The 10,761-nt window shown below is 48.2% G+C and carries 12 protein-coding genes; all 12 read left to right on the forward strand.

Annotated features, from left to right (window positions below; all coding sequences use genetic code 11):
• The first annotated feature begins 19 nt into the window (after window positions 1-19).
• Window positions 20-970 carry a peptidyl-prolyl cis-trans isomerase gene (locus J2Z65_RS31600; protein ID WP_167059199.1) on the forward strand — a complete coding sequence of 317 codons (951 nt, stop codon included), beginning with the start codon at window positions 20-22 and terminating at the stop codon, window positions 968-970.
• 113 nt (window positions 971-1,083) lie between these two features.
• Window positions 1,084-2,025, forward strand: a complete 942-nt coding sequence (gene cysK, locus J2Z65_RS31605) for a cysteine synthase A (RefSeq protein WP_167059202.1) — start codon at window positions 1,084-1,086, stop codon at window positions 2,023-2,025.
• A 117-nt stretch (window positions 2,026-2,142) separates the two neighbouring features.
• Window positions 2,143-3,678, forward strand: a complete 1,536-nt coding sequence (locus J2Z65_RS31610; RefSeq protein WP_167059205.1) for an anthranilate synthase component I family protein — start codon at window positions 2,143-2,145, stop codon at window positions 3,676-3,678.
• 33 nt (window positions 3,679-3,711) lie between these two features.
• Window positions 3,712-4,293, forward strand: coding sequence for an aminodeoxychorismate/anthranilate synthase component II (pabA, locus tag J2Z65_RS31615; protein WP_167059208.1), 582 nt, complete (start codon window positions 3,712-3,714; stop codon window positions 4,291-4,293).
• Window positions 4,294-4,296: 3 nt separating this feature from the next.
• Entirely contained in the window at window positions 4,297-5,163 is an 867-nt protein-coding gene (gene pabC, locus J2Z65_RS31620) for an aminodeoxychorismate lyase (RefSeq protein ID WP_167059211.1), read from the forward strand.
• Between the two features lie 29 nt (window positions 5,164-5,192).
• Entirely contained in the window at window positions 5,193-6,008 is an 816-nt protein-coding gene (gene folP / locus J2Z65_RS31625; RefSeq protein ID WP_167059214.1) for a dihydropteroate synthase, read from the forward strand.
• Window positions 6,009-6,025: 17 nt separating this feature from the next.
• Window positions 6,026-6,391 (forward strand): dihydroneopterin aldolase, encoded by a 366-nt coding sequence (gene folB / locus J2Z65_RS31630; protein WP_167059217.1) that lies wholly within the window; start codon window positions 6,026-6,028, stop codon window positions 6,389-6,391.
• A complete protein-coding gene (gene folK, locus J2Z65_RS31635; protein WP_167059221.1) occupies window positions 6,391-6,906 on the forward strand; it encodes a 2-amino-4-hydroxy-6-hydroxymethyldihydropteridine diphosphokinase in 516 nt (171 codons plus the stop codon). The genes folB and folK overlap by 1 nt, the downstream gene beginning before the upstream one ends.
• The gene (locus J2Z65_RS31640; RefSeq protein WP_090826647.1) at window positions 6,888-7,100 is read left to right on the forward strand and encodes a helix-turn-helix domain-containing protein; all 213 of its coding nucleotides are present in this window, start codon (window positions 6,888-6,890) and stop codon (window positions 7,098-7,100) included. The genes folK and J2Z65_RS31640 overlap by 19 nt, the downstream gene beginning before the upstream one ends.
• 17 nt (window positions 7,101-7,117) lie before the next feature.
• Window positions 7,118-8,134 carry a tRNA dihydrouridine synthase DusB gene (dusB, locus tag J2Z65_RS31645; RefSeq protein WP_167059224.1) on the forward strand — a complete coding sequence of 339 codons (1,017 nt, stop codon included), beginning with the start codon at window positions 7,118-7,120 and terminating at the stop codon, window positions 8,132-8,134.
• A 222-nt stretch (window positions 8,135-8,356) separates the two neighbouring features.
• A complete protein-coding gene (gene greA, locus J2Z65_RS31650) occupies window positions 8,357-8,833 on the forward strand; it encodes a transcription elongation factor GreA (RefSeq protein ID WP_127457170.1) in 477 nt (158 codons plus the stop codon).
• A gap of 125 nt (window positions 8,834-8,958) precedes the next feature.
• Window positions 8,959-10,455 (forward strand): lysine--tRNA ligase, encoded by a 1,497-nt coding sequence (gene lysS / locus J2Z65_RS31655; RefSeq protein WP_167059227.1) that lies wholly within the window; start codon window positions 8,959-8,961, stop codon window positions 10,453-10,455.
• Window positions 10,456-10,761: the final 306 nt, after the last annotated feature.

Raw genomic sequence — 10,761 nt, forward strand, 5'->3', positions numbered from 1 at the left:
AAATGAAGAGGGAGTCAGGATGCAGAACGTAAAGCGATTGTGGGGAGTCATCATTGTGATGGCTGTATGTAATCTCGTGCTCGCATCCTTGCTGATCACCCATACCATGAACCAATCAGAACCAAGTCATCCAGCGGATCCCGAGCAGCAAGGCGAGCAAAACAAAGAGCAGGTCGTTGCCAAAATTGGAAGTCGTGAAATTAAGCGGCAAGAGCTACAAACGGCGCTGGAACGTCATTATGGCGCAGAACTTTTAGGTCAACTGTTGGATCGTGATGTGATAAGTTTGGAAGGAAATGAGACGGGGACGACGATTGGTGACGCGGAAATTACGCGTGAGTTGAAACGTATGCAGCAAGGCTATGAGAGCGAAGAACAATTTTATGCATCCATGCAAAATCAATTGGGGCTGTCCCAGCAAGAAATCAAAGAGGATGTCACGAATAAACTGCTCTTGGAGAAGCTTGCTACCAGCCATATCCAAATAACGGATGCTCAGGTGGAATCTTACATCCAAGCGCATCCTGATGAGTTTAAGCAAGAAACCGAGTACAACATCCAGCAGATTATTGTTTCTACCAAAGATCAGGCGAACAAAGTCATTGCTGCGCTGGCCAAAGGGGAAAGCTTTGAAATCCTGGCGAGAGATCGTTCCCTCGATGATGCAACCAATAATACCGGGGGCGATTTGGGCTGGATTGAGGGGGATGACCCATTCGTGGCAGCTTCGGTTCTGGAGGCGGCGAAATTGCTGAAGGCTGGGGAAATCAGTAAACCGGTAGCGTTATCGCAAGGATTTGCCATAGTGAAGCTGAAAAGCAAGCGTGAGAAAGAAAATCCGGATCAAGCGTTTATTCGCGAAAATGTGCGCAGAGAGTTGGCGCTGCAGGAGGCGCCGCCGCTCAAGGATTATGTTTCACAGCTTCGAGCGAAATGGAAAGTAACGATTGTAGATCCGGAGTTTAAGTAGCGCCTGGTGAAAATATGGTTGACAACTACTGGGTGCATTGATAAGATTAAATGTATAATACCGACTAATTAACTCGGAAATCATCTATTACTCAATCTGGAGGGGAACTAGAAATGGCAAGATTAGTACAAAGCATTACGGATTTGATTGGAGATACACCGCTTGTTCGTTTGAATCGTGTGGTTCCGGAAGGAAGCGCAGAGGTTTATGTTAAATTGGAGTATCAGAACCCTGGTGCTAGCGTTAAGGACCGTATTGCCATCTCCATGATCGAGGTAGCTGAGCAAGAAGGTAAACTTAAGCCCGGCGATACGATTGTTGAGCCAACTAGCGGTAACACAGGAATCGGAATAGCATTAGTTGCGGCTGCTAAAGGCTACAAAGCGATTCTGGTCATGCCAGAAACGATGTCTCTAGAAAGACGTAACCTACTTCGCGCCTACGGTGCACAGCTTGTTCTTACTCCGGGAGCAGAAGGAATGAAGGGTGCGATCAAACGCGCGGAGGAATTGAAAGCAGAGAATCCTTCGTACTTCATCCCGCAACAATTTGAAAATCCAGCCAACGTGAAAGTTCACCGTGAAACAACAGGTCCGGAAATCGTAGAAGCGATTAAAGGGCATGATGGCAAACTGGATGCTTTCATTTCAGGTATCGGTACGGGCGGAACGATTTCAGGCGCTGGCGGCGTGTTGAAAGAAAACTTCCCAGACATCAAAATTTATGCGGTAGAGCCTGCGGCTTCACCGGTTCTTTCCGGCGGTAAACCAGGTCCTCACAAAATCCAAGGTATCGGTGCTGGTTTTGTTCCTGGTATCTTGAATACGAACATCTACGATGAAATCATTGCCGTGGAGAATGACGATGCTTTCGAAACTTCCCGCCGCGTAGCCAAAGAAGAAGGTATTCTTGGCGGTATTTCATCCGGTGCAGCGATTTTCGCAGCACTGAAAGTAGCCAAAGAGCTTGGCGCTGGCAAGCGTGTTGTTGCGATCGTTCCAAGTAACGGTGAGCGTTACCTGTCAACACCACTTTACCAATTCGAAGAGCAATAATTTTGACATCCAACCAAGCAAGCCTCAGCTCCTGCAGCTGGGGCTTTTTTTCTGTCATGGGTTGGAGTATACTAATGGACAACTAATCCTCGGATATTACTGGAAGGAGGGGCGAACATGATTTTAACAACCTTAGATCAATGGTGCAGTTGGTCCTCCTCATATACCATGCTGCCTTACGTTATCAAGCTTGAGCTGGAGGAAGACCGTGCAGCCTCATGGGAATCGGCCTGGAAGGAAGCGTCGGCGGATTCCTTTGTGCTGGAGAGCGGCAAAGGAGGGCGGTACACGTTCCTGGGCTTACAGCCCTTTTCAACCGTACACGGAAAAGGACTGGAAGCTGAAATCACCACGTTCGGCAAAGTAACCCGTTCGAAGGGCGAGCCTCTTGCGATCGTGAAACAATGGATGTCCTCCTACCAAAGTCCCAAAGTAGAAGGTGCTCCTAAATTTCTGGGAGGATGTGTAGGGTTTTGGAGTTATGATGTGATTCGGACCATTGAAAAGCTCCCGGTACAAGCGGCAGATGACCTGCCCATCCCGGATTATAGCTTCGCGATGTATGATCAGGTGTGGGCTGTGGATCATCTGGAGAAAAGCCTGTACATCATGGTCCATCTTCCCCTGCAGCAGGACCTGGCAGCGGACGGCGCCTATCTGCGGGGGCTATACGCAGAGGCACAAGCTCAGGCGGATGCCATGCTCAGACGCTGGCAGGCTATCCGCAATACCGGGCCCGGCTCGCAGCCGAGCGGCCCGGACGGGACATCGATTGCGCGCGAGCAGCTGCACATCGATGTAGAGAGCATCGCAGGCATCCAGCCTGCGTTCGGCAAAGCCGAGTTCATGGCGGCGGTGCAGCGCATCCAAGCCTATATCTCCCAAGGTGACGTGTTCCAAGTCAACTTGTCCGTGAGACAGAGCCGGCGGCTGAACACGACGCCGGAAGAGATCTACGAGGCGCTGCGCATCGTCAATCCCTCGCCCTACATGGGCTTGCTGCGCTTCGCAGGCTTCGCCCTTGTCTCCGGCTCGCCGGAGCTGCTCGTGCAGCTCGAGGATGGCGTCCTGCGGACGCGTCCTATCGCAGGCACGCGCCCGCGCGGCAAGGACGAGCAGGATGACCTGCGCCTGGCCGGCGAGCTCATCGACAACGAAAAAGAGCGCGCCGAGCACGTCATGCTGGTCGATCTCGAGCGCAATGACCTTGGCCGCATCTCCAAGTACGGCTCCGTTCATGTCAAAGACTTCATGGTCATCGAATACTATTCCCATGTCATGCATATCGTCTCCGAAGTTGTCGGCGAGCTGGCGGAAGGAAAGGATGCGTACGACGTCATTGCAGCCACATTCCCTGGAGGAACGATCACGGGCGCGCCGAAGATACGGACCATGGAAATCATTGAAGAGTTAGAACCTGTCCGCCGTGGCCCGTATACGGGTTCCATGGGATGGATTGACTATAACGGGAATATGGAATTTAATATTATTATACGCACGCTGGTGGCGGCCCAAGGCATGGGGCATATTCAAGCGGGAGCGGGGATCGTCATCGATTCCATTCCTGAACGTGAGTATATCGAATCCTTGAATAAAGCCAAAGCGATGTGGAAAGCAATTGAATATAGCGAGCGGAGCATGAGCCGAGCTTAAGCCTGAGCAGGGCTGACGAAAGGGGAGCTTAGAATGATTTTAGTGATTGATAATTATGATTCGTTTACGTACAACCTCGTCCAATACTTGGGGGAGATTGGGGAAGAAGTCATCGTTCGTCGGAATGACGAAATTGATTTAGCGGGTGTGGAGGCTTTAGCGCCGGACCATATCTTAATATCTCCGGGGCCTTGCACACCGAATGAAGCCGGCATTAGTCTATCACTGATTGACCATTTCAAGGGTAAAATCCCCATGTTCGGCGTCTGTCTGGGCCATCAGTCCATCGGACAGGCTTTTGGCGGCGACGTCATTCGCGCTGAGCGCTTAATGCATGGCAAGACTTCAGAAATTTTTCATGATGGCCAAACGTTATTCGAAGGGCTGCCATCCCCTTTTACAGCAACACGTTACCATTCTTTGATTGTCAAAGCGGAGACGCTGCCGGATTGTCTGGAGGTCAGTGCTCGTACCGCTGAGGGTGAAATCATGGCGCTGCGCCATAAAGAATATCCGATTGAAGGCGTTCAGTTCCATCCGGAATCCATTATCACTGAGCACGGCCACCAAATGCTGCGTAATTTCTTGCGCCGTACGGCTAAAGCAGGAGCATGATTTATGATAATAAGCATCAATGGCAAACTTATGGATGAACAGCAAGCCGTGGTCTCGGTCTACGATCACGGTTTTCTTTACGGACTAGGTCTCTTTGAGACCTTCCGTACCTATAACAAAGTTCCGTTTCTTTTACCCGAACATCTGGAGCGTCTTGCGGAAGGGTGCAAGGAACTGGGTATTGTTTATGAGCCTGATCTTGATCGCGTACAGAAGCTTGTCAACGAGCTGCTTGCTGCGAATGAGCTTCAGGATGCCTATATTCGATATTCCGTATCAGCCGGTGTAGAAGCACTTGGGCTCCCTTCAGGCGATTATGGGCAGCCTACGGAAATTATCTATATCAAAGCTCTCCCGCCAAGGGATACGAAGACCTACGAAGAGGGCAAATCCGTGCAGCTGCTGAAACTACCGCGAAATACGCCGGAGGGCTTGTACCGATTCAAGTCCTTTCACTATATGAACAACATTTTGGCTAAAAGAGAGCTCGCCCTATACCCTTGGGCTGCCGGTGCAGAAGGTCTGATGATGAGTGAAGAGGGCTATGTAGCTGAAGGGATTGTCAGCAATATCTTTTTCATCAAGGATGGCACGATCTATACACCGTCGCTGGATACAGGTATTTTAGCAGGAATTACAAGAGCGCACGTGCTGCGGATTGCCCAGAAGGGGCAATTTCCTACGCAAGATGGATTGTATCGTTGGGAGGACTTAGCGGATGCCGATGAGGTGTTTCTAGTCAATTCCATCCAAGAAATTGTTCCTGTTACTAAACTTTACACACCTAGCGGACAAGCGACATCTGTAGGAACAGGCGCTGTAGGTCCCATAACCCGTAAGCTTCGTCAATGGTATAACGAATACTTATAAATTGAAAAACAATAGGAAGTGAACAGCAGATGAAAGTGTTATCCTTCAAAGGACACGAGCTGCCCATCGGTGATCGAACGATCATCATGGGCATATTGAACGTAACGCCGGATTCCTTCTCGGATGGCGGTTCTTATATCAAGATCGATGATGCGGTGCGCAGAGCTCGGCAGATGGTTGAGGATGGCGCAGACATCATTGACATTGGAGGCGAGTCCACCCGCCCGGGATTTGCTAAGGTGACCGAAGAGGAAGAGCTTCGTCGGGTAATTCCCGTTATTGAAGCACTAAGCCGTGAAATTAACGTTCCTATTTCTATAGATACGTACAAAGCTGAAGTCGCTAGGCAAGCTTTAGTGGCGGGAGCTCATATCATCAACGACGTATGGGGTGGGCAGGCTGACTCTAAGATGGCCGGAGTAGCGGCAGAGTTTGACTGCCCGTTCATTATTACTCATAACCGGCTGAATACGGAATATAAGGAGTTCCTTCCTGAGGTGCTGAGCGATCTTCAGTGTTACGCGAGTCAAGCCCGAGAAGCTGGCGTTCGCGATGAGCGAATTATTTTGGACCCTGGCATTGGCTTTGCCAAATCCTACGAACAGAACTTACAACTCATGAACCAACTTCGTCCGCTCGTCGATCTCGGATATCCTGTTCTTCTGGGTACTTCACGCAAAAGCGTTATTGGAATGACGCTGAATTTACCGCCGGCAGAGCGGTTGGAAGGATCAATTTCAACTGTCGTACTGGGTATTGCGCAGGGGTGCGGAATCGTTCGTGTGCACGACGTGCTAGCGACGAAACGGGCTGCCCTCATGACGGATGCCATTATTCGCTCTTAATGAAGGAGGTTACAACAATGGACAAAATCACACTGTCCCGTATGCAGTTTTTTGGCAACCATGGCGTTTTTCCGGAGGAGAATAAGCTTGGTCAGCGCTTTTATGTGGATGTAGAGTTAATGCTTCCGCTTCACAAGCCCGGCCAGTCGGATCATCTAGAAGATACCGTAAATTACGGGGAAGTTTTTTTCAAAGTGAAAGAAATTGTCGAAGGGCGCACCTTCAAATTAATTGAGGCTTTAGCGGAAAACATTGCATCCGAGCTGCTGCATACTTATACTAGTATCAATGAAGTGACGGTTCGCGTCATTAAGCCGCATCCGCCCTTTGCCGTTATTTTTGACGGCGTTACAGTAGAGATTAACCGAAAGCGGGCCACGTAATGATAGCCGAAGAACGAGCACGAAGCATTGCAGCTTATGTCGCATTAGGATCCAATATAGATGATCGTGAACAATATTTGCAGGATGCGATTACAGCGCTGAATCGGGTGTCGGGTATTGTCGTGACTGGTTTGTCCAGTATCTACGAAACCGAACCTGTCGGCTATGTGGACCAGTCTGCTTTTCTTAATATGGTCGTTCAGATTCAAACGGTTATACCTGCAGAAGAGCTGTTATTCACATTGTTGACCATCGAGAATCGTTTAGGGAGAAAGCGTGATGTTCGCTGGGGCCCGAGAACGATCGATTTGGACTTACTTTTGTATGGCGACGAGCGGCTTACGACCCCCGACTTGATCATTCCGCATCCGCGGATGCATGAGCGGGCTTTTGTATTAGTCCCTCTCTCTGAGGTTCTCTACGAGCGGCAAGATGCTGCATTTGAATTCATCTCCGCGCATTTGGAGAAACTGGAAGGAAAGGAAGGCGTCGTGTTATGGAAAAAAGCTCAGTAGCACAGCGCATACGCGCTTTTCGTAAATTAAAAGGATACACCCAGAATGAATTAGCCGATTTGCTTGGCGTATCGATCGCCATTTTGGGCGCAATTGAAAGAGGAACACGTAAGCCGGATACGAAAATCATTAATAAGATCTCGCAAGTCCTTGATATAGAGCCGGACGAGTTAGTTGCTGTGGTTGCGAGATGAGAGAGGTGGAATCTTCGGTGCTGAAAATAGGTAATGTCGAAGCTCCCAATAAAGTTGTGCTTGCCCCGATGGCGGGCGTTTGTAATCCTGCCTTTCGTCTGATTGCCAAAGAGTTTGGCACGGGCTTGGTCTGCGCAGAGATGGTAAGTGATAAAGCGATTGTTCACGGGAACACTCGTTCGATGGAAATGCTTTATGTAGATGACCGGGAGAAACCGCTCAGCTTACAAATCTTCGGCGGCGATACGGATACACTCGTGCAAGCGGCCAAAATCGTTGATCAGCATACCAATGCAGATATTATTGATATTAATATGGGCTGTCCAGTGCCCAAAATCACCAAATGCGACGCGGGCGCACGTTGGCTGCTTCAACCGGATAAAATTGAACAGATGATTGAGACTGTCGTTAAGGCCGTAAGCAAGCCTGTCACCGTGAAAATGCGGATCGGCTGGGATTCTGATCACATCTATGCTGTCGAAAATGCGAAGGCTGTCGAAAGAGGCGGCGGAAGCGCAGTTAGCGTCCATGGACGCACGCGCGAGCAGCTTTACACGGGTAAAGCGGATTGGAACATCATACGTGAAGTGAAGCAGGCTCTGTCGATACCCGTTATTGGCAATGGGGATGTGGTGACGCCTGAGGATGCCAAACGCATGTTGGACCAAACGGGTGTGGATGGCGTCATGATTGGACGCGGCGCATTAGGCAATCCATGGATGCTCTACCGTACGGTTCAATATCTTGCTAATGGGGAGTTACCTCCAGAACCAACGCCGGAAGAGAAAATCCGCATCGCAATCCTGCACATGGACCGACTCATAGCACTTAAAGGCGAGCACGTTGCCGTAAAAGAGATGCGTAAACATATGGCTTGGTACCTCAAAGGATTGACAGGAGCAGCTCGTGTGAAGGACGCCATTATGGAGATGTTGAAGCGTGATGAAATGGTTCGGACGCTGAATGAATACGTTGAGCACCTTGCTGCGCAATCGTCGTCATCCAGTCAAGAAGAATCTCCCGTACTGCATTAAATCATGCAGCTATGGTTGAGATTGACATTTTGAAACGGTTGCAATATAATCAGTCAATATTAATGTGTTCCTGCATATATTGAAAGACAAACGAGCAAGTTCCTTATTTTTATAACTGTGAATTCATACTACTTGAATCAGCTCTATAAAGACCTAACTCCTAGCAGGAAGCATCGATTCAACGATATGAAAATCTTTCACATGACGGGAGATCAGTTGGTAATGGCTGAAAAAGAGGTCATTCTTACACCAGAAGGTTTGAGAAGGCTCGAGGACGAGCTTGAGCATCTGAAATCAGTGAAGCGCCGCGAAGTTGCGGAGAGAATCAAGGTTGCCATCGGTTATGGCGATATCAGTGAGAATTCCGAGTACGAAGATGCGAAGAACGAGCAAGCCTTTATTGAAGGCAGAATTATCACTTTAGAAAAAATGCTGCGCAATGCGCGGATTATTAATAATGACGATGTCGATATCAACACAGTAAGTGTAGGTTCTATCGTTACACTGAAGGACTTGGAATTCGGCGATTTGGTTGAATACAACATCGTAGGCACGGCGGAATCCGATCCGCTGCAGAATAAGATTTCCAATGAAAGCCCGGTGGGCAAAGCAATTCTTGGCAAGCAAAAGGGCGCAACTGTTGATGTTAACGTTCCTGCTGGCGTCATTCAGTATCAAATTGTTGATATTAAAAAGTAGCGTGCAGCCGCAGCCCCGTTGCAATTTACCTTTGCGCAGCTTAGGCAAATTGTCTGGAAAGCTTCCTTACGGAAGCTTTTTTCCGGTTTAAGCACCCTTTACTAAAATATGTAGGAGATGAAAGCATGAGTCAGGAAGTGGAATTGAACGAATTGCTCGTCATTCGCCGTAACAAATTGGACGAGCTTCGCGGTCTGGGCGTAGATCCCTTTGGCAGCAAATATGTAAGAACGCATACGACCCAAGAGATTTTGACGGCTTGCCAAGATAAAACCAAAGAAGAGCTGGACGAAGAACACCACGAAGTAAGTATTGCCGGCCGTATTATGCAAAAGAGAGGAATGGGTAAAGCGAGTTTTGCCCATATCCAGGACATCACTGGTAAAATTCAAATCTATGTGCGGGAAGATGCACTGGATGGGAACAAATACAAAGCCTTTGATCTATTGGATCTCGGTGACATGGTAGGCGTTCAAGGGGTAGTTTTTAAAACAAAAACCGGAGAAACATCGATTAAAGTCCAATCTCTTGAGATTTTGACCAAGTCCTTACTGCCGCTTCCGGATAAATTCCATGGTCTAAGCGATGTGGAATTGCGCTATCGTCAGCGCTATGTTGACTTGATTATGAATCAAGATGTTCAGCAGACATTTATTTTGCGTTCCCGTATTATTCAGTCTATGCGACGTTACCTGGATTCTCTGGGCTATTTAGAGGTGGAAACGCCAACGCTTCATTCCGTTGCAGGCGGAGCTTCAGCGCGTCCATTTAATACACATCACAATGCATTGGATATGCAGCTTCATATGCGAATTGCAATCGAGCTTCACTTGAAACGCCTTATTGTAGGCGGACTAGAGAAAGTTTACGAGATTGGTCGTGTATATCGAAATGAAGGCATCTCTACGCGCCATAATCCCGAGTTTACGATGATTGAGCTGTACGAAGCATACGCTGACTATAAAGACATTATGAAGCTGACTGAGGAGCTTATTGCGCATATCGCGCAAGAGGTGTTGGGCACTACTTCGATTCCTTATGGCGATCATGTGGTTGATTTAGCTGTAGGCTGGAGACGTATCTCCATGGTAGATGCCGTTAAGGAAGTTAAAGGCGTAGACTTTAGCGTTCAAATGACGAATGAGGAAGCACATCGTTTAGCCAAAGAACACAATGTACCTGTTGAGCCGCATATGACATTTGGTCATATCTTGAATCAATTCTTTGAGACGTTTGTCGAAGAGACGTTGATACAGCCAACTTTTATCTATGGACACCCATTAGAAATTTCACCGCTTGCCAAAAAGAACCCGGAAGATCCTCGCTTCACGGATCGTTTCGAACTCTTTATCGTTGCACGTGAACATGCGAATGCCTTCACAGAGCTTAATGACCCTATCGATCAAAGAGAGCGTTTTGAAGCTCAGCTTCGTGAGAAAGAGCAAGGCAATGATGAAGCACATGAGATGGATGAAGACTTCATCCGCGCATTGGAATATGGAATGCCGCCGACAGGTGGTTTAGGAATAGGAATCGACCGTTTGGTTATGCTATTGACCAATGCCCCATCTATTCGCGACGTACTGTTGTTCCCTCTTATGCGTGAACGCCAAGGGGAATAGTGAGTTATTTCGGGGCATCGCAAGGTGCCTCGAATTTTTTTGTCGAAAGTACTTGCATTGTCTGCAACGTCTGTGGTATCTTATAAAAGTTGCCGCTGAGATGCACGACAAAATGCTTGAAAAACAACTTAAAAAATAAGTTGCAAACAAAAACTCAGTATGGTATATTGGTCTTCCGGCTTTCGAAAGAGAGCGGGTTGGACAAGGAAACTTGATCTTTGAAAACTGAACAACGAGTGAGTAAAGCACAGTCGAGCAATCGACTATAAATGAGATTGCAAAATCTCGCTAGCAAGTCAATGAGTA

Source organism: Paenibacillus aceris (genome assembly GCF_017874035.1).
Classification (GTDB): domain Bacteria; phylum Bacillota; class Bacilli; order Paenibacillales; family NBRC-103111; genus Paenibacillus_E; species Paenibacillus_E aceris.